Source organism: Bradyrhizobium mercantei, from assembly GCF_001982635.1.
GTDB classification, from domain to species: domain Bacteria; phylum Pseudomonadota; class Alphaproteobacteria; order Rhizobiales; family Xanthobacteraceae; genus Bradyrhizobium; species Bradyrhizobium mercantei.
On record NZ_MKFI01000007.1, the window covers coordinates 58,736 to 78,076 of the forward strand.

The window sequence follows — 19,341 nt, forward strand, 5'->3', positions numbered from 1 at the left end:
CGGATTTCGCTTCGCTGCGTCCGGGCTACGAAGCTATCGGCGAGTAGCAAGTCAAACCCGTCATCCTGAGGTGCGAGCCTCTTCGGCGAGCCTCGAAGGATGCACGGCCCGGCTGGTGGCCGATTCATCCTTCGAGGCTCGCTGCGCTCGCACCTCAGGATGACGGGGGGAAACTTGTTGTCGCTACCCCGCCAGGAAAAACTCCCGCAATAGCTTCGCCGTTGCGTCCGGGGCCTCCTCGGGCAGGAAATGCCCCGACGCCACCGGCGCACCGCTGACATTGATGGCCCAGTTCTTCCAGGTGTCGAGCGGCGTGGTCGCCGCGCTCGCGACCCCGGCATCGCCCCACAAGGCCAGCATCGGGATCGTGATCTTGTTGCCGGCATCGACATCGGCCTTGTCGATCTCGTAGTCGGCATAGGCGCCGGCGCGATAGTCCTCGCACATCGCGTGGATGCGCGCGGGATCGCGGAACGGCGCCAGGTAATGCTCGAGCGCGCGCGGATCGATCGCCTCGAGCGTCTTGGTCCTGGTCTGGCTCGCCATCTTTTCCTTGAGGAAGAATTCGCCGTTGTTGGAGATCAGTGTCTCCGGCAGCGGATAGGGCTGCGCCAGGAACGCCCAGTGGTAGATCTTCAGCGCCGACAGGCGATTGAGCTTCTGCCAGTAATCATAGGTCGGCGCGATATCGAGCACCGCGAGCTTCGACAGCCGGCCGGGATGATCGAGCGCCAGCCGGTACGACACCCGGCCGCCGCGGTCGTGACCGGCGAGCGCGAAGTGCACGTGCCCGAGTTGCTCCATCACCTCGATCATGGTCTTGGCCCAGGCCCGCTTGGTGTAGGGCGTATGATCCTTGTCGCTGTCGGGCATGTCGGACCAGCCGTAGCCCGGCAGGTCGGCGATGATCAGCGTGAACTTGTCGTCGAGCTTCGGCGCAACCGTGTGCCACATCACATGGGTCGACGAGAAGCCGTGCAGCAACAGCAAGGGCGGGCCCTTGCCGCCGACGCGGGCGAAGATGCGGCCCTGCGAGGTGTTGATCCATTTCGATTCATAGCCGGGAAAAAGATCAGCGAGATCAGGCATTGGTGGCTCCTCCCGGTCGCGTGCGCCGTGCTTCAAACTTTGTTCGGCGTTGCCGCTGGCCTGGTTTATGCCATCCTGAGGTCCTGCCAACAACAACACGAAACGAGGAAGTGCCATGTCGATCGATTTTGAGATTCCCGCCGAGGCGAAGGCGATCCGCGAGAAGGTCCGCAAATTCGTGCACGACGAGTGCATTCCGGCGGAAAAGGAACTCGACACCAAGCCGCTTGCCGAGGTGCTGGGACCGCTGCGCAAGAAGGCCCGCGCGCAGGGCCTGTGGTGCCCCTTCGTGCCGAAGGAGTATGGCGGTATGGGCCTCGGCCCGCTCGCCAATGCCCTGGTGCAGATGGAGCTCGGCGAAAGCATGCTCGGCGCGCTCTCGATGAACACGCAGGGGCCGGACGACGCCTCGATGATGACGATCCTGGCGCACGGCACCGAGTACCAGAAGGAGAAATTCCTTAAACCCCTGCTGAACGGCGAGAAGCGCATCTGCTTCTCGATGACCGAGAAGGCCGCCGGCGCCGACGCCACCGGCATGCAGACCACGGCGGTGAAGGACGGCAACGAGAACTACATCCTCAATGGCGAAAAGTGGTTCTCCTCCTCGGCGAGCGTCGCCGATATGGCGCTGGTGATGGCGAAGACCGATCCCAACGCGCCGCGCCACAAGCAATACTCGACCTTCATCGTCGAGCTGCCCAATCCCGGCTACCGCATCAAGCGCAACGTCGCCAACATGGCGATCGAGGGCCCGCATGACGACGTGATCCATGGCGGCCATTCCGAGATCGAGATCAAGGATCTGAAGGTGCCGGCCGACAATCTGCTCGGCGGCGAGGGCAACGGCTTCAACATGGGGCAGCACCGCCTCGCCTACGGCCGGCTGCGCCACGGCATGCACAACGTCGCCAAGGCGCAGCGCGCGCTCGACATGGCGGCTGCCCATGTCACCAAGCGCTCGACCTTCGGCCAGCTCTTGGCCGACCGCCAGGCGGTGCAGTTCATGCTCGCGGACTGCGCGAGCGAGCTCTATATCGGCCGGCTGATGCTGCTGCACATCGCCTACAAGGCCGAGAAGGGCCTCGACATCCGCCAGGAGAACTCGATCGCCAAGATCTTCCATGCCCACATGGTGCACAAGGTGATCGACACTGCGATCCAGCTCCACGGCGCGCTCGGCTTCAGCCAGGATACGCCGCTGGCGAAATGGTACACCCAGGTGCGCTCGCAGCGGCTGGTCGACGGCCCGGATGAAGTGCACAAGTGGAAGATCGGCAAGAACGTCATCAAGGCGTTCCGCGAGCACGGCACCACCGCGAGCGCCGCAGGCGGCGATTTGCTGTAGCCCGCACCGTCATTCCGTGGCGGCGCAGCTCCGTACACTTCGTCATTGCCGGGCTTGACCCGGCAATCCATCAAGCAAGGAGGCTCTTCCGAAGGCGATGGATGCGCGGGTCAAGCCCGCGCATGACGAGCGAAACGTGTGGCGCGAGCTAGCCCTTCAGCTTCTCCGCCGCCACCGCCTGCCAGGCGATATCGCGGCGGCAGAAGCCTTCCGGCCATTTGATCCGATCGACCGCCTGATAGGCGCGGTCGCGCGCTTCGGTGACCGTCTTGCCCATCGCGCAGACGTTCAGCACGCGGCCGCCGTTGGCAAGGATTGTGCCGTCCTTCGCCACCGTGCCGGCGTGGAAGATCTCGACGCCCTCGACCGAGGCTGCGTCATCGAGGCCGTCGATCCGGGTGCCCTTGATGTAGTCGCCGGGATAGCCCTTGGCCGCCATCACCACCGTGAGCGCGGGGTCCGGATACCATCGCAGATCGAAGTTCTTCAACTGGCCGTCGATCGAGGCGAGCAGCGCCGGCACGATGTCCGACATCATCCGCAGCATCAGCACCTGGCACTCGGGATCGCCGAAGCGGACGTTGTATTCGAACAGTTTTGGACCCTGCGCGGTCAGCATCACGCCGGCATAGAGCACGCCCTTGAACGGGATGCCGCGGCGCTTCATCCCGGCGACCGTCGGCAGGATGATGCGCGCCATGATCTGGTCGTGGATTTCAGCGGTCACGAACGGCGTCGGCGAATAGGCGCCCATGCCGCCGGTGTTCGGCCCCTTGTCGTGATCGAACACCCGCTTGTGGTCCTGCGCGGCCGCGAGCGGAATCGCGGTCTCGCCGTCGCACAGCGCGAAGAAGCTGATCTCGCGCCCCGAGAGGAATTCCTCGATCACGACCTCGGCGCCGGCCGAGCCGAACGCGCCCTCGAACATCATCGCAATGGCGGCTTCCGCCTCGTTTAGCGTCTGCGCCACCACGACGCCCTTGCCGGCCGCGAGCCCGTCGGCCTTGACCACGATCGGCGCGCCCTGGGCGCGGACGTAAGCCAGCGCGTCCTTCGCATTGTCGAAGCGGCGATAGGCGCCGGTCGGAATGTCGAACTCGCTGCAGAGGTCCTTCGTGAAGCCCTTGGAGCCTTCGAGCTGCGCGGCCTGCCTGCTCGGCCCGAACGCCTTGATGCCGACGGCGGCGAGGTCATCGACGATCCCGGCGGCGAGCGGCGTCTCCGGCCCGACCACCACCAGGTCGACCGCATTATCCTTGCAGAACGCGATGACCGCGGCATGGTCGGCGACGTCGAGCGCGACGCACTCGGCCTCGCGCGCGATCCCGGCATTGCCCGGCGCGCACCAGAGTTTGGTCACCAGCGGGGATGCGGCGATCTTCCACGCCAGCGCATGTTCGCGGCCGCCGGAACCGAGCAGGAGGATGTTCATCAGGTGTCGCCGATCAGAGGGGTTGTAACGCCGTTTGGTCCGGTTTAGCACGCTCGCGGACCGCAGCAACACGCGGTTCGATCATGTGGATATGTGATTCGACGCTTGAAACGAGGCGTCCGGACCTTGCACACGGGGTCGAAAACCCCGATTCTATAGGCCAGATGACCGCTGCTCCGAATCTCGTCAACGCGCCTGAATTCACCGTCTCGGAACTCTCCTCCGCCCTGAAGCGGACGGTGGAGGACCGGTTTGGCCATGTCCGCGTCCGCGGCGAGATTTCGGGCTTTCGCGGCCCGCACTCCTCCGGCCACTGCTATTTCGCCCTGAAGGACGAGAGCGCCAAGATCGAGGCCGTGATCTGGAAGTTCGCCCACGCAAGGATGCGCTTCAAGCCGCAGGAGGGCCTCGAGGTCATCGCGACCGGCAAGCTGACCACCTATCCGAACTCCTCAAAGTACCAGATCGTCATCGATTCGCTGGAGCCGGCCGGCGTCGGCGCGCTGATGGCGCTGATGGAGGAGCGCAAGAAGAAGCTCGCGGCCGAGGGCCTGTTCGACGAGGCCCGCAAGCAGCTGTTGCCCTGGCTGCCCGAGGTGATCGGCGTGGTCACCTCGCCGACCGGCGCCGTGATCCGCGACATCCTGCATCGCCTCGAGGACCGCTTTCCCCGCCGCGTGCTGGTCTGGCCGGTCAAGGTGCAGGGCGACGGCTCGGCCGAGCAGGTCGCGGCCGCGATCCGCGGCTTCAACGCGCTGCCGGAGGGCCGGATCCCGCGGCCCGATCTGTTGATCGTCGCACGCGGCGGCGGCTCGCTGGAGGACCTGTGGTCGTTCAACGAGGAAATCGTGGTCCGCGCCGCATCCGAGAGCCATATCCCGCTGATCTCGGCGGTCGGTCACGAGACCGACATCACGCTGATCGACTTCGTCGCCGACAAGCGCGCGCCGACGCCGACCGCGGCCGCCGAAATGGCGGTGCCGGTGCGGAGCGAGCTGTTCGTCGAGGTTCAGGCGCTGGCCCGCCGCACCATGGTGTGCTGGCAGCGTGCCCAGGAGGCCCGCCGCAACGAGCTGCGTGCCGCGGCGCGTGCGTTGCCTGCGGCGAACGAATTGCTGGCGATCCCGCGGCAGCGGCTCGATCATCTCGCAGCCGGGCTGCCGCGCGGGCTGAAGGCCAACACGCACGCGCATTTCCGCCGCTTTGCCGCGTCGAGTTCGCGGCTCACCATCGGCGTGCTGCGCGGCCAGATCGCCCATGCAAGGCAGCGGCTCACCGCATCCGGCGAGCGCATCGCGCTGTCGGCGCGCGCGCTGCTGCATCGCAGGCGCGAGCGCTTCAGCGGGCTCGAGATCCGGCTCAAGGCCTCCAAGCTCGCCAACGCCAAGGCGCAGCGCAACGCGATCGCCCGCGATCTCGAACGCACCCACCGCCTCGCCGAGCGCGCCCGCCGCGCGCTGGAGACGACGCTGCAGCGGCTCGAGGCGCGGGTCGCCCATCGCAGCCAGCTGCTGTCGGCGCTGTCCTATCGCGGCGTGCTGGCGCGCGGCTTCGCGCTGGTGCGCGACGAGCACGGCCACGCGCTGCATTCGGCGGCGGCAGTCGGCCCGAACGCCAGCCTGTCAATCGAGTTCGCCGATGGCCGCGTCGCCGCCACCGCTGACGCCAATCAGCCGCCAGCGACGGCAATGCCCGAGAGCCAGCCCAAGCCCTCGCGCGAGGCGAAACCGGCGGCAGCGAAGCGCGTCACCAAGCCGGTCGATCAGGGCAGCTTGTTCTAGTTTTGTTTAGCGCGTTTTCTTTACGCGAACCGCTGCCCACTTCGCTCGAAAACGCTTCAGCGCGACAGCCACTCGGCGACTTGCTTCTGCGCATCCTTGCGCGCGTCCTTATCGGTGCCGATGTGACCGCGCTCGGCGATATCGGCATCGGAGGCCGCCACCGCGTGTAGTGGCAGATTGGGGCGGTCGAAGTCGTGATAGGCCTCGGGATAGACCACGATCCGCGCCAGTGCGCTGCGGCCGCGCGCGCCGTCGACCATCTGGTGGCAGGCCGATGACGAGGTCACATCGTCGCGCGCGCCGATCAGCACCAGCGTCGGCACCCGCGCGCTCCAGCCGAGACCGAACGAGGTGCGGCAATCCGGATAGAACGCCACCGCCGAGCGGAAGTCCGGCTCGACATTGCGCGACCACATCTGCGGCCGCACCGCCCACAGCAAGGCGGCCGCGCCGTTGCCCCAGCCGATCAGGCTGATGCGGCTCTTCGCCACCCATTTCTGCTGCACCAGCCACTGCCGGGCCGCATTGATGTCGGCGACGCGTGCGCGGCGGATCTGAACCTGATGCTCCCGGATGCGGCACTGCGGGCCGAGTTCGCGCGAGCCATAGCTGTCGGGCAGCAGCACCGCGTGGCCGGCCGTGAGCAATTGCTCGGCCCAGTCGCGATAGCGCGGCGCGACCTGCTCGGACTTGCCAGCCAGACCGCCGCAGCCGTGCAGCGCGATGACGGTCGGAAACGGCCCATCGCCGTCGGGCCGGTAGAGCTGCGCGTGCAGCGTGACGTTGCCTTCGGGGATCTCGACCTGATGCGGGGCCGGGAGCGGCGCCGCGGCCGCCGCCGGCACGGCAAGCATGGCGAGGCACATGAAAACTGAGGTGAGGCGCATCCGATCCGGCCGGCTCGATATGGCGCTGCAAACACAGCGGAGCACAGCTGCAAGGCTACCATGCACGTCCGCCGCCAAATCATCACAAGTCGGTGGTTTAACGGGCGGACATGCCCCCCTATCTGTGATAGACGGATTCATGAAGATCCAGGTGGCCTCATCGGAGGCAAGGCGGAGAGTTCAAACGTGCTGAACAAGTTCGGTCCCTCGGGCCATGGCGAAGCGCAGGTGCAATATCTCGACGGCGATTTCCGCGTGATCTCGCCCGGCACCTTTGTGCGTTGTGCCATCACCGACGTCCGGATTCCGCTCGACGAGCTGAAGTACTGGAGCGTCGACCTGCAGGAGGCCTACGCCACGCCGACCGCCGTGCTGCAGCGCCACCATCCCGGCATGGTCAAGCCGCAGGCGTAAGCTCAACGCCGGATTCATTTCCGCAGCCTCCTGTCCCGCGCCCTGAACAGCTGATCGGTAATGAACCGCCGCAGCGCGGCAGCATCCTCGAATTGCAGCGTCACCGCAAACGGCACGATCGCCTGCGCAAAGGCCGGCATCCCATCCGGGCCGCGCAACCGCGCGAGATCCTTTTCCGTCGTCACCAGCGCAAGCCCATCACGTTTTGCATCGGCAACGAGCTGCTCGATCTCGTCCCTGGTGAAGGCGTGGTGATCGGGGAAGGCCTCGTTGCGTACGACGTCGACGCCGCCTGCGCGCAGCGTGTTGAAGAAGCGCGCGGGATCGCCGATGCCGGCAAAGGCAAGCGCACGCGTGCCGCGGAGCGCCGCCAGCGAACCCTCGTCCGGCCTCAGGCGCGCGGACAGCACCGGCTTGCCGCGGGGCGCGAGCTCGGCCGCAATGCTCTGCGCCGCGTTCCCCTCACCGACCACGATCAGCGCGGCGGTGCGCTCCAGCTGCGGCGGCAACGGCGCGCGCAACGGGCCTGCCGGAATCACGCGGCCGTTGCCGACGCCGCGCGTGCCGTCGATCACGATCAGGCAGCAATCCTTCGCAACCGACGGATTCTGAAAGCCGTCATCCATCAGGATCACGGTAGCGTCCTGCGCGCGCGCCAGCGCAAGCCCCGCGGCGCGATCGCGCGACACCACGACCGGCAAGGTCGCCGCCATCATCAGCGGCTCGTCGCCAATATCGGCGGCCGTATGGCTGTCGCGATCGACCTTGACCGGACCGGCAAGCCTGCCGCCATAGCCGCGGCTCAGCACCACCGGCCGCTCGTCGAGCTCGCGCAGCAGCTTTGCCAGCGCCAGCACCGTCGGCGTCTTGCCGGCGCCACCGACATGGTAGTTGCCGACGCAAATCACGGGAATGCCGGCATCGGCGCCGGATTGCTGCATGCGGCGCGCGGCGACCGCGCCGTACAGCGCGGCAAGCGGTCGGAGCAGTTGCGATGTCCAAGACGAAGGCCGGTGCCAGAAGGCCGGCTCACGCATTGGCAGCTCCCATCTCGAGCCGCAGCTGCAACAGATACGGCTCGAGAGCAGTTACCGTGCGCTCCAGCGCACCACCGAGCTGTTCGACGACGCGCTCGGAGGCGGCAAGCGAGGTGTCCCGCGCCGTGGGATCGGCGAGGAACTGGCCGAGCTGCTTCACAAGCGCTTCCAGGTCATCGGCGCGGCGCGCGCCGCCGGTACGGTCGAGCGCCTCATAGACGTCGGTGAAATTGAACACGTGCGGGCCGTGCACGATTGCAGCACCGAGCTTGATCGCCTCGATCGGATTCTGGCCGCCATGCGAAACCAGCGAGCCGCCCATGAACACGATCGGCGCGAGGCGATAGAACAGGCCGAGCTCGCCCATCGTATCGGCAACGTAGATATCTGTTGTCGCGACCGGCAGATCCTCATGCGAGCGCAGCCCGGGGCGCAGACCGGCATCCGTCACGAGTTGTGCGACCGCCTCACCGCGATGGGCATGCCGCGGCACGATCACCGTGAGCAGCCCGGGGAAGTATCGGGCGAGCGATTTGTGCGCCTCGATCAGGATCTCTTCCTCGCCAGGATGGGTGGACGCGGCGACCACGATGGCGCGGCCGCGCGTCACCGACATCAGCCGCTCCAGCTTGGCGGGATCGGCGGGAGGCGCTGCGACGTCGAGCTTGAGGTTGCCGGTGATGGCGACGTTGTGGCTGCCGAGCGCGGCGAAGCGTTCGGCATCGGTCTTCGACTGCGCGAGGCAGATGTCGAACCGTCCGAGCAGGGCGCCAATGGTGTTGGAGACCCGGCGCCAGCGCGGGAACGAGCGCTGCGACATCCGCCCGTTGATCAAGACCATCGGCAGCCGCCGCGCGGCGCTCGACAGGATCAAATTCGGCCACAAATCGGATTCGATGAACAGCGCCAGCGACGGACGCCAATGATCCAGGAACCGCGCGACATAGCGCGGCGAGTCATACGGCACGTATTGATGGATGACATCGGGCGGAAACCGCTTGGCCACGATCGCGGCCGAGGTCACCGTCCCCGACGTGAGCAGGATGCGCAGATTGAGCGCACGCAGCCGCTCGATCAGCCCGGCCGCCGCCAGCACCTCGCCGACGCTCGCGCCGTGGATCCACACCAGCGGCCCCTGCGGCCTGAGGTCGGCGCTGATGCCGCGCCGCTCGCCGACGCGCTCGGGATCTTCCTTGCCGAGCTTGAGCCGCCGGTTGATCAGGGCAGGCGCGAGCGGCACCATCGCAGACGACAGCTTGCGGTACACACGCAACGTCATCGGTAGCGAGTTAGCCAAGCGCGGCCTCCGGTCGCCCGACGGCTGCATAGGCACGTCGGGTCGCTTCGTTGAGAAGGTCCTCCACGTGCTGCCGAAGCTGTTCCATCGTCGCGGCATCGGCATCGGGCGGCACATAGACCGGCTCAATACCTACCACTGCGCCGCGCCCGAATGGCAAATTGATGGTGGTCGAATCCCAGTTTTTCAACCGGATGAATCGGCTGGTGACCATCGCGAAGGGGATGATCGGCCGGCCGGTCTCCCGCGCCAGCATGATGGCCCCAAGCCCCGCCACCCGCGCCCGCTTCGGCACGTCGGCGGTGGTGGCCATGTTGCAGCCGTCCTCCAGCGCCCGAACCATCTCCAGGAAGGCGCCGACGCCGCCCTTGCGATGGAACGCGCCGGAATGGTCGCCGGAACCCCGGATGGTGCCGATGCCGAGCCGCTCCACCGCAAGGGCGTTGAACTCGCCGTCGCGGTGGCGGGAGATCAGGACCTTGGCGCGGTAGCTCGCCTTGGTCTTGATGAACGGCGTCATGAAGTGCTGGCCGTGCCAGAACACGAAGATCGCCGGCATCAAGGGCTCGACGATCCCGTACACGTCAGTCGGCTGATAGATGAAGCGGTTGGTGTACCACACCAGCCGCAGATACTCGGCCGCAAGCACACCCAGCGCGCGCTGCACGAAGCCGCTGCGCAGCAGATCGCGAAGAAGTCGTTTCAATGGGAATGCTTTGTGTCCTGCTCAGGATCGAGCAACCGGTGGAGATGAACGACGAAATAGCGCATCTGGGCGTTGTCCACCGTCTGCTGCGCCTTCGCCTTCCAGGCCGCATAGGCGGTCGCATAGTTCGGATACACGCCGACGATCTCGACCTCGTCCAGGTTCTTGAAGGTGTTGTGCTCGAGATCGGTCAACTCGCCGCCGATCACGAGGTGAAGCAATTGCGGCTGGGCATTGTCTGACATGGTGGTGTTTTCCTAACGAGATGCCCGGCAAAGAAGTGAAGTCGTTACAGGTCTGGTCGTCACAAGTCCGGTCGTCACAAGTCTGTCGCAACTAGTCTGGTCGTCACAATCGGAGACATGGGGCGGTTCGACGAGGCCTTACGGCAATGGACGGTTACGAAAATGCTCGACAATGCGTGCATGACGTTCGCGTCCTGCTGCCACCAGCACCCCATGCGTCACCTCCCGGCGATTGTATTCAATCGCATCCCCCGAGAGCGCGGTCATCTTACCACCCGCTTCCTGCACGATCAAATTCGCGGCGGCAAGATCCCAGTCGCGGCTTTGCCCGCCCGCAAAGGCGGCGTCAAGTCGACCTTGTGCTACGCGGCACAGCCGGAGCGCCAGCGATCCGATCCGCGGATACAGCGTGATCTCGTCCGGCGTCGGGCTGAGCCGTTGCACCAGCGGCTTCGGTCCGGCCATGCGGGGAAAATTGAAATCGGTGCCTGCGGTCGCGTGCACCGCGCCGTCGTTCAGGGTGGCGCCCTGCCCGCGGGCGGCAAAGAAGAATTCCTCGCTCACCGGTGCATACACCGCGGCGAGCACCGGCGCTGCATTTTCAACCAGCGCCACACTGACGCACCAATCCTCGCGGCCGGCGAGATAGGCGCGGGTGCCGTCGATCGGATCGACGATCCAGGTGAAGCGCCTGGCGAGCCTGCTCTCGTTGTCGGCGCTCTCCTCCGACAGCCAGCCATAGGTGGGTGTCGCCGAACGCAGCTGCTGCTCCAGGAGGTCGTTGACCGCGATATCGGCCTCGGACACCGGCGAGGACGCGCCCTTGATCCAGTTCTTCAATTCGGTGCGGAACAGCGACAATGCGAGCCGGCCCGCCTCCTGCACCGATCTGGTCAGCAAGGCGGCATCGCGCGCCTTGGTCCAGTCGTCCGTATCAGCGTCCGCCAAGCGTCAGGCCCTCGATGCGCAGCGTCGGCGAATTGACACCGTAGCGGAACTCCAGATCGTTGGCCGCGACCAGCGACTTGAACATCGGCAGCAGATGGCCGGCGATGGTCACCTCGCTGACCGGATAGGTGATCTCGCCATTCTCGATCCAGAAGCCGGACGCGCCGCGGCTGTAATCACCGGTCACGCCGTTGACGCCGGAGCCGATCAGGTCGGTGACATAGAAGCCCTGCTTGATGTCGGAGATCAGCTCCTTCGGCGTCACCGCACCCGGCTCGAGATGCAGATTATACGTTCCGGGCGACGGCGAGGACGACACGCCGCGATGCGCATGCCCTGTCGTGACCAGGCCGAGCTCGCGCGCAGTCGCGGAGTCCAGAACCCAGGTGGTCAGCACGCCTTCGTCGATCAGCGCTGTTTTCTTCACCCTGACGCCCTCGGCATCGAAGGTCTGCGAACGCAGGCCGCGCACGCGCAAGGGATCGTCGATGATGCGGATATCCCTGGAGAACAGCTGCTCGCCGAGCTTGTCCTTCAGGAAGCTGGTCTTGCGCGCGATCGAGGCGCCGTTGATGGCGCCGACCAGATGGCCGACGATCGAGCCGGCGACGCGCGGATCGAAGATCACCGGCACCTTGCAGGTCTCGACCTTGCGCGGATTGAACCGCGCCACCGCGCGCTCGCCTGCCTTGCGGCCAACGGTCGTGGGTGAATCGAGATCGGACGCATGCGGCGCGCTGGTGAAGTCGTAGTCGCGCTCCATGCCGGTGCCCTCACCGGAAATCGCCGTCGTCGAGATGCCGTGGCTGGAGCGCAGATAAGAACCGTGGAAGCCGGTCGAGGTCACCAGCACCATGCCGCCGATGCCGGTCGAGGCCGACGCGCCGCCGGACTTGGTGACACCCTTGACCGCGAGCGCCGCGGCCTCGGCTTCGATGGCGCGTTGCTCGAGTTCGGCCGTGGTCGGGACCTTGCGGTCGAGCAGATCGAGATCGGGGAAATCATGCGCGAGGAGCGCGGGGTCGGCCAGGCCGACATATTTGTCGTCGGGCGCCACCCGCGCCATCGCCACCGCACGCTCGGCGAGCTTTGCGATCCCGTCGCCGCTGACCTCATTGGTCGACACCACCGCCTGGCGCTGGCCGACGAATACCCGCAAGCCGACGTCGTCGCCTTCGGAGCGCTCGGTCTCCTCGACCCGGCCGTCGCGGACCTCGACGCCCTGCGAGACGCCGCGCACCGCGATGGCGTCGGCGGCATCGGCGCCCGCGCGCTTGGCGGCATCGACCAGGCGCTGCGCGAGGTCGCTGAGCGCGGATTGATCGAACAGATCGGAGGTATCACCGTGTCGCGATGCAGATGGTGAAGAGTTCACGAACGAATTCCTGCGGATTGAGGGGGGCCCGGAACGAGATCGACAGACCTAACCAGATGTGCCGGATTCACAGGGATTTCAAGCACTTTGCGTCGGCGGGCAACAAAGATTTGAGTGATCGGCGCAAGGCTTCGTCAATCATGCGGGCCAACCTCTTGTCAATCATGGCGCCAGGTGAGGAGCGATTAACCAGGCTTTTTAAGCTGAAACGGCAATCGGTCGGCTAGGCTCTCACACATCGACCGGGAACATAATCCCGGCGGGGAGAGTATGGCTTTGAGGCGTCAAACACCAACAAGCGGAATCAATTCCGCCGGGTCGAGCTGCGCACTGCGGCTCGACCCTCTTTCCCTTCCGCTCTCCTTCCATGCGCAGGATGCGCGCGCGGATGGCGGCATGCGGCAGGTCGAGCTTCATCGCGAACATGTCGTGCTGCGCCGCGCCGTTCTCGGCATGCGGATGGCGGTCAATGTTCGCGTCAGCGATTTCCTCGGCGTCGCGGTGCGCGGCATCGACGAGGCGCAGATGCTGGTGCTGGTTCACCGCGATCCCGCACTCACCATTCCGCTCGGCACCAGTTCGGACGCCGAAGAAATCTCTTCCGCCTGGCAGATGTGGAGCGACATCTTCCGTCTCCCGCGACTGACCGAGCCGCCACCGCGGACGCCCTCTCCGCGCCGCCGCCGCCGCAACGCGATCCGCGCGCGGAGACCGAAATTCCTGGTCCGCCGCCGCGCCGGTGCCAGCCTCAACGGCACCAGCGTGCACCGCGACGAGCGCGAGATCATCGCGCGGGATTAGATTTCTGCGCGCTTCTTTGGCCTCATGACAATGTCGTCCTGGCGAAAGCCAGGACCCATAACCACCGCATTTGATTGTGCACGAGACTATGGCCCCAGCGTCGCGCAACAACGCGCAATTGGGGTAATGGGTCCTGGCTTTCGCCAGGACGACGACGGTGGATGGTTCTCAATCAAGACGCCAAGCACGTGTCATCACCCGCGAAAACGGGTGATCCAGTATTCCAGAGACAGCAGTGCTTGAACCGATGGGCCGCGGCGTACTGGATCGCCCGGTCGAGCCGGGCGATGACAGTTGAGGGTGAGGATACAGCTTCGTTTTCTCGCGACTCCTCGATGCGCAATTGCGCACCCGGGAATGACGAGGGATGGAAATCACCCCGCGCGCAGCACCGCGTCGACGACCAGGCTCGCGAACAGGATCAGACCGGCGTCCCGGTTGGACTTGAAGATGCGCAGGCAGAGCGCGGGATCGCCGATGTCGAGCCGGCGGACCTGCCAGCCAAGATGCAGCGCGAACGCCGCAAGGCCGATCCAGGCCGGCCAGTGCGCCCCTGCGAGCGCGAATGCCGCGCCGATCAAGAGCACGGCGAGGCCATAGAAAATCACCAGCGCGCGATGGGTGCGGGCGCCGAACAGCCGCGCGGTGGATTTGACGCCGATCAGCGCGTCATCCTCGGCGTCCTGATGCGCGTAGATGGTGTCGTAGGCGATCACCCAGGCGATCGATCCAGCGTAGAGCGCAATCGCGGTCAGATCGATGCGTTCGAGCGTCACCGCAAATCCCATCAGCGCGCCGTAGGAAAAGGCGAGGCCGAGCACGACCTGCGGCCACCAGGTGATCCGCTTCATGAACGGGTAGATCGCAACGATCAGAAGCGAGGCGATGCCGGTCAGCACCGCAAAGCGGTTGAACTGCAGCAGCACGACAAGCCCGATCAGCGCCTGCACGACCATGAAGATCACCGCCTGCGTCACCGTGACCTGCCCGGCGGGGATCGGTCGCGACCGCGTGCGCTCGACCCTGGCGTCGAGATCGCGATCGGTGATGTCGTTCCAGGTGCAGCCGGCACCGCGCATCACGAAGGCGCCGATGAAGAACAGCAGGACGGTGAGCGGCAGCGAACGGACATCATGCGCGACGCCGGCGGCGAGCGCCGCCGACCACCAGCACGGCATCAAGAGCAGCCAGGAGCCGATCGGCCGGTCGTAGCGCGCAAGCCGCAGATAGGGCCGCGACCACACCGGCGCATGCGTATCCACCCAGTTACCTGTGGAGTCGGCAACGCGGGCGGACACGTCGCTCATCTGCGATCCATCATCGGGTGAGAACGTTGCCGTTCAGCGTGTCGAAGGTGCTGCCGCCCTTCTTGGTCGGGGTCGCTTCGGGCAGCGAGGCGGACGAGCCGAGCACATCGCTGAGCGATGGCCCCGCGGGCCCGCGCGGCTGCGCCGCTGCCTGCTCGGCGACGTTGCAGACCTTCTTCAGCAGGGCCTCGGTATTCTTGTGACCGTTCTTGAGCTGGTCGGCGATCTGCGGCGGAATTCCGCACTTCGACGCGTTGACGTCGACATACTTGATCATCTTGATCTCGGCCTGGCTGTAATTGCCGATCAGCTTGCAGGCCTCCTGGGGGCTGGCGTGACGATCGCTCGCGGTCTTGATCGCCTTGCCGCGCTTCTCCGCTTCCTCGCGCAGCGGAACGAAATTCTTCATGCAAGCGTCAGAGGCGCCACCGGCCTCGGCGCTTGGCGGGGGTGGCGGAGACCCCAGGCCGCCGCCGGCGATCGGGGCCGCGCCATTGCTCGGAAACGGCGACGGCGCCGCGCCGACCCTGGCCCCAGGCGCGCCGTTGACCGGCGGGAATGCAGGATCCGAGGCCGTGCCGGTCTGGCTCGGACGCATCCCCTTGACCGGCGGGAACGCGGGATCCGACGCGGTGCCGGCCTGCCCCTGCTGATTGGGCAGCGGGGCCGGAAAAGCGCTCTGGGCAGCGGCGTGCCCCACCGAAAGGGCGGTCGCGGCAACGGTCAGCACGATCAGGCGGCGGATCATCGAGGGTGTTTCTCCGGCAAAAGGTCCAGGCAACCCCAGCGCAACAAAACGAAGCAACGAAATTTGGGGGCGTTTTACGATTCCTGTGGCGCCTTAACAACCCGTGGATTTTGGCGACAGCGCGGCGTAGGGCCACACCGGCCACATTAAATTGTTCCCCGATTCTAAGCCTTTAGGCTACGAACGGCGGTAAAACCGGGCCATCAAATATGCCTGAACAGGGTTTTCGGTCATGCCTCGGCACGGCGCCGAAGCGACCGAAAAGCAAAAGGGGTCGCGTGCAAGCGACCCCTTGGACTTAACAAATGAACTGGTGACAGAAGCAATGTATCGACGGGTTCCTTCCTACTGGGCCGGCGCGTTCCTGGCGAGTCCGCGGGACTACGGTGCCGCTCAGTTTGGTAAACCTGCCCCGCAGCAATAACACCCGCCCTTGGGCCAGACCGCGGCACACGAACCGAGCACATGCCTGAACACGATTTTCGCAGCCCCCGCCTGTTTGTCGATGCCCCGCTCAATGCCGGCGCAATCGTTCCGCTCGAGCGCGACCAGAGCAACTATCTCGGCAACGTGCTGCGGCTTGGCAGTGGCGACACCGTGCTGGCCTTCAACGGCCGCGACGGCGAATGGCGCGCCGCGATTTCCGGCCGCAAGCGGGCCGACACCCTGACCATCACGGCACAGACCCGCGCGCCGGACCGTCTGCCCGATGTCACCTATGTGTTCGCGCCGCTGAAGCACGCGCGGCTCGATTACATGGTGCAGAAGGCGGTCGAGATGGGCGCCGCGCGGCTGGTGCCGGTGCTGACGCGCTTCACCCAGGTGTCGCGGGTCAATGGCGAGCGGATGCGCGCCAATGTTGTCGAGGCCGCCGAGCAATGCGGGATCATCTCGCTCGCCGAGGTAGCCGATCCGCTGCCGCTGGAGCGCTTTCTGGCCGGCCGCGACCAAGCGCGGCTACTGGTCTTCTGCGACGAGGCGGCGGAGGTCGAAAACCCGGTGCAGGCGTTGCAGGCGGCGACAACGGCAAACAGCGGGATCGACGTCCTGATCGGCCCCGAAGGCGGCTTTGCCGACGAGGAGCGCACCCTGCTGCTGCGCCAGCCCTCGATCCTCCGCCTCGCGCTCGGCCCGCGCATCCTGCGCGCGGACACCGCGGCGGTCGCCGCACTGGCGCTGGTGCAGGCGGCGCTGGGAGATTGGCGCGGTAGTGATGGACGCACCAGCGGAAGGGTTCCCTCCCCCCTTGCGGGGGAGGGTTAGGGAGAGGGGTGCCGCTTGCTCCGCCGTGGCACGTTCGCACGGATTCACGCTTGGGACGTTCGCGTTACAACGGCCGGATTGCGCGGAGAGCTGTCAAAAATCTCAACCGCTGGAGCCCGGGGCTCACCCCTCTCCCCAGCCCTCCCCCGCAAGGGGGGAGGGAGCCTGAGAGGCGTGCTCACATCACTCGCCAATCGGCGTGCCCTGCCCCTAGCCAAGCCGTCGCAAAATCGTTAACGAACCCAATCATTAAGCCACTTGGCTGATCCCTGTCGAAACCCTGACACGGCCATGCTAAGGGCTCCGCCAACACCACCCACGGAACCGGCCTCGAAACGCGATTTCGGTGCCAATTGGACGTCGAGATGACCGAAGCTGCCGCACCACGATCCGCCGCCGGATCCGCTGGATCCGCCCCCGGGGCGGCATCCTGGGCGGATGCGCTGCTGGCCTCGTTCGCGCAGGCCGGCTACATCAGGTCGGAGCCCGCGATCCTGCAGCCGGCCGAGCCGTTCCTCGACCTCTCCGGCGAGGACATCCGCAAAAGCCTGTACCTGACGACCGACCCGAGCGGTGAGGAGCTCTGCCTGCGCCCGGACCTCACGATCCCGGTGGCGCGCGACTACCTCGCCTCGCCTCGCGCCGGCCAGCCGGCCGGCTTCAGCTATCTCGGACCGGTGTTCCGCTATCGCGACGGCCAGCCGAGCCAATTCCTGCAGGCCGGCATCGAATCCTTCGGCCGGCAGGACCGCGCCGCGGCCGATGCCGAGATGCTGGCGCTGGCGCTGGAAGCGACCACGGCGTTCGGCCTGAAGGATGTCGAGATCCGCACCGGCGACGTCGCGCTGTTCAACGCGCTGATCGACGCCCTCGAACTCTACCCGGTGTGGCGGCGCCGGCTGATCAAGGATTTCAACCGCAAGGTTTCGCTGACCGACGACATCGAGCAGCTGACGCTCAAGACCGCGCCGGGCCGCAACGAATATGAGGGCGTGCTCGCCGCGCTCGCCGGCTCTGACCGCAAGGCGGCGCTGGCGCTGGTCACCGATTTGATGTCGATCGCCGGCACCACCAATGTCGGCGGCCGCACGGTCGCCGAGATCGCCGACCGCTTCCTCGAGCAATCGACGCTGAAGGGCGGCGCGCTGCCCCGCGACGCGGTCGCGACCATCAAGCGCTTCCTGTCGATCGCGGGCGATCCCGACGACGCGGTCGCGCAGCTGCGCGCGCTGGCCAGTGACGCCAAGCTCAACCTCACGGCTGCGATCGACCAGCTCGAGAGCCGAGTCGGCTTCATGGCGGCGCGCGGCATCGACATCCGCAAGACGCGGTTCTCGACCGCGTTCGGCCGCGGCCTCGACTATTACACCGGCTTCGAGTTCGAACTGCACGCCAGGGGCAACGGCAGCGAGCCGCTGGTGGCGGGCGGCCGCTATGACGGGCTGATGACGCAGCTCGGCTCAGCCAACCCGATCCCCGCGGTCGGCTTCTCGGTCTGGATCGAGGCGATGACCCGGCACGGCAAGGCCGCCGGCCTCGGAGGCGCCCAATGAGCACGCCCTTCGTCGTCGCCGTTCCCTCCAAGGGGCGCTTGCAGGAGAACGCGGAGAGCTTCTTCGCCCGTGCCGGGCTGACCCTGTCGAAGGCCGGCGGCGCGCGCGACTATCGCGGCACCATCCCGGGCGTCGACAATGTCGAGATCGCCTATCTCTCGGCGAGCGAGATCGCGGCCAATCTGGCGCGCGGCGCGGTGCACCTCGGCGTCACCGGCGAGGATCTGGTGCGCGAGAGCATTCCGGATGCCGACAAGCGCGTGCTGATGATCGAAGGCCTCGGCTTCGGCTATGCCAACGTCGTGGTCGCGGTGCCGCAGGCCTGGATCGACGTCCGCACCATGGCCGATCTCGACGACGTCGCATCGGGCTTCCGCGAGCAGCACAATCACCGCATGCGGGTGGCGACCAAATACATCAATTTGACGCGCGGCTATTTCGCCAAGCATGGCGTCGGCGACTACCGCATCGTCGAGAGCGCCGGCGCCACCGAAGGCGCGCCCGCGGCCGGCACCGCCGAATTGATCGTCGACATCACGACCACGGGGGCAACGCTTGCCGCCAACGGGCTCAAGGTGCTCGACGACGGCGTGATGCTGCGCAGCCAGGCCAACCTCGTCGCATCGCGGGATGCCGACTGGTCGACCGGCGCCCGCGAAACCGCGCGCGTCATCCTCGACCACATCGCCGCCCGCGCCCGCGCCAGCAAATACCGCGAGGTCCGCACCCGCTTCGCCGGCTGCAACGATGCGCTGCTGTCCGAGGCGCATAACCGTTTCGGCGTAGTCGCCCCGTTCGGCGGACCGACCTCGTCGGGCATGCTTACGCTGCACTGCCCACCGGGCAAGCTCTACGCGCTCGGCAGCTTCCTGCGCGAGCATGGCGCCGAGACCGTGTCTGTCGTGTCGCTGGACTATGTGTTCGACCGCGAGAATCCGCTGTTCGCCAAGCTCGAGGCGTTCCTGCGACAATGAGTCGAAACGGCTGTTCATGTTGGCGACAGGCAGCCGTCGGTACCATATTGTGTTGGTGATCTCTCGTTGCGACGCGTTTTCTGCACGCGAGCCGGAACCCCATCCCGCGTCACGTGCGGGGCAGGCTTCGCTCGAA

The 19,341-nt window shown here is 66.3% G+C and carries 18 protein-coding genes; 7 read left to right on the forward strand and 11 right to left on the reverse strand.

The window, feature by feature from the left end; genetic code table 11:
- Window positions 1-183: 183 nt before the first annotated feature.
- Window positions 184-1,089 carry an alpha/beta fold hydrolase gene (locus BI327_RS30075; protein WP_076864912.1) on the reverse strand — a complete coding sequence of 302 codons (906 nt, stop codon included), beginning with the start codon at window positions 1,087-1,089 and terminating at the stop codon, window positions 184-186.
- Between the two features lie 115 nt (window positions 1,090-1,204).
- Between BI327_RS30075 and BI327_RS30080 the strand changes: the two genes are divergently transcribed.
- Window positions 1,205-2,437, forward strand: coding sequence for an acyl-CoA dehydrogenase family protein (locus BI327_RS30080; protein ID WP_076864913.1), 1,233 nt, complete (start codon window positions 1,205-1,207; stop codon window positions 2,435-2,437).
- 148 nt (window positions 2,438-2,585) lie between these two features.
- On the opposite strand, the gene purD is transcribed toward BI327_RS30080, so the two are convergent.
- Window positions 2,586-3,869, reverse strand: a complete 1,284-nt coding sequence (gene purD, locus BI327_RS30085; protein WP_076864914.1) for a phosphoribosylamine--glycine ligase — start codon at window positions 3,867-3,869, stop codon at window positions 2,586-2,588.
- 164 nt (window positions 3,870-4,033) lie between these two features.
- Here purD and xseA point away from each other — a divergent pair, with 164 nt between their 5' ends.
- On the forward strand, window positions 4,034-5,650 hold the full coding sequence (gene xseA, locus BI327_RS30090; RefSeq protein ID WP_076864915.1) for an exodeoxyribonuclease VII large subunit: 1,617 nt from the start codon (window positions 4,034-4,036) through the stop codon (window positions 5,648-5,650).
- A 56-nt stretch (window positions 5,651-5,706) separates the two neighbouring features.
- Here the strand turns inward: xseA and BI327_RS30095 are convergent, their stop codons facing one another.
- On the reverse strand, window positions 5,707-6,504 hold the full coding sequence (locus tag BI327_RS30095) for a dienelactone hydrolase family protein (RefSeq protein WP_394329895.1): 798 nt from the start codon (window positions 6,502-6,504) through the stop codon (window positions 5,707-5,709).
- A gap of 219 nt (window positions 6,505-6,723) precedes the next feature.
- On the opposite strand from BI327_RS30095, the gene BI327_RS30100 reads away from it, so the two are divergent.
- Window positions 6,724-6,951, forward strand: a complete 228-nt coding sequence (locus tag BI327_RS30100; RefSeq protein ID WP_076864917.1) for a DUF2093 domain-containing protein — start codon at window positions 6,724-6,726, stop codon at window positions 6,949-6,951.
- Between the two features lie 14 nt (window positions 6,952-6,965).
- Here the strand turns inward: BI327_RS30100 and lpxK are convergent, their stop codons facing one another.
- The 6 genes from lpxK to BI327_RS30130 all read right to left on the reverse strand — a co-directional run bounded on the left by lpxK (window position 6,966) and on the right by BI327_RS30130 (window position 12,559).
- The gene (gene lpxK / locus BI327_RS30105) at window positions 6,966-7,988 is read right to left on the reverse strand and encodes a tetraacyldisaccharide 4'-kinase (protein WP_076864918.1); all 1,023 of its coding nucleotides are present in this window, start codon (window positions 7,986-7,988) and stop codon (window positions 6,966-6,968) included.
- The gene (locus BI327_RS30110) at window positions 7,981-9,315 is read right to left on the reverse strand and encodes a 3-deoxy-D-manno-octulosonic acid transferase (protein ID WP_076864919.1); all 1,335 of its coding nucleotides are present in this window, start codon (window positions 9,313-9,315) and stop codon (window positions 7,981-7,983) included. Before BI327_RS30110 ends, lpxK begins: the two co-directional genes overlap by 8 nt.
- Window positions 9,278-9,991 (reverse strand): lysophospholipid acyltransferase family protein, encoded by a 714-nt coding sequence (locus BI327_RS30115; protein WP_076864920.1) that lies wholly within the window; start codon window positions 9,989-9,991, stop codon window positions 9,278-9,280. Before BI327_RS30115 ends, BI327_RS30110 begins: the two co-directional genes overlap by 38 nt.
- Complete coding sequence (locus tag BI327_RS30120; protein ID WP_016848023.1) at window positions 9,988-10,236, reverse strand: DUF4170 domain-containing protein; 249 nt, start codon at window positions 10,234-10,236, stop codon at window positions 9,988-9,990. The genes BI327_RS30115 and BI327_RS30120 overlap by 4 nt, the downstream gene beginning before the upstream one ends.
- A gap of 138 nt (window positions 10,237-10,374) precedes the next feature.
- Complete coding sequence (locus BI327_RS30125; RefSeq protein ID WP_076864921.1) at window positions 10,375-11,184, reverse strand: 3'(2'),5'-bisphosphate nucleotidase CysQ; 810 nt, start codon at window positions 11,182-11,184, stop codon at window positions 10,375-10,377.
- Window positions 11,171-12,559: a TldD/PmbA family protein gene (locus tag BI327_RS30130; RefSeq protein ID WP_076864922.1), complete on the reverse strand. Its 1,389-nt coding sequence runs from the start codon at window positions 12,557-12,559 to the stop codon at window positions 11,171-11,173. The genes BI327_RS30125 and BI327_RS30130 overlap by 14 nt, the downstream gene beginning before the upstream one ends.
- A 276-nt stretch (window positions 12,560-12,835) precedes the next feature.
- Between BI327_RS30130 and BI327_RS30135 the strand changes: the two genes are divergently transcribed.
- The gene (locus BI327_RS30135; RefSeq protein WP_076865460.1) at window positions 12,836-13,360 is read left to right on the forward strand and encodes a DUF6101 family protein; all 525 of its coding nucleotides are present in this window, start codon (window positions 12,836-12,838) and stop codon (window positions 13,358-13,360) included.
- Between the two features lie 374 nt (window positions 13,361-13,734).
- Here the strand turns inward: BI327_RS30135 and ubiA are convergent, their stop codons facing one another.
- Entirely contained in the window at window positions 13,735-14,667 is a 933-nt protein-coding gene (gene ubiA / locus BI327_RS30140) for a 4-hydroxybenzoate octaprenyltransferase (RefSeq protein ID WP_076864923.1), read from the reverse strand.
- A gap of 10 nt (window positions 14,668-14,677) precedes the next feature.
- Window positions 14,678-15,415 carry a hypothetical protein gene (locus BI327_RS30145; RefSeq protein WP_076864924.1) on the reverse strand — a complete coding sequence of 246 codons (738 nt, stop codon included), beginning with the start codon at window positions 15,413-15,415 and terminating at the stop codon, window positions 14,678-14,680.
- 465 nt (window positions 15,416-15,880) lie between these two features.
- On the opposite strand from BI327_RS30145, the gene BI327_RS30150 reads away from it, so the two are divergent.
- From BI327_RS30150 to hisG, 3 genes are all read left to right on the forward strand, one after another.
- Window positions 15,881-16,678: a 16S rRNA (uracil(1498)-N(3))-methyltransferase gene (locus BI327_RS30150; protein ID WP_076864925.1), complete on the forward strand. Its 798-nt coding sequence runs from the start codon at window positions 15,881-15,883 to the stop codon at window positions 16,676-16,678.
- A gap of 365 nt (window positions 16,679-17,043) precedes the next feature.
- Complete coding sequence (locus BI327_RS30155; RefSeq protein ID WP_076865461.1) at window positions 17,044-18,231, forward strand: ATP phosphoribosyltransferase regulatory subunit; 1,188 nt, start codon at window positions 17,044-17,046, stop codon at window positions 18,229-18,231.
- A complete protein-coding gene (gene hisG, locus BI327_RS30160) occupies window positions 18,228-19,205 on the forward strand; it encodes an ATP phosphoribosyltransferase (RefSeq protein WP_076864926.1) in 978 nt (325 codons plus the stop codon). The genes BI327_RS30155 and hisG overlap by 4 nt, the downstream gene beginning before the upstream one ends.
- Window positions 19,206-19,341: the final 136 nt, after the last annotated feature.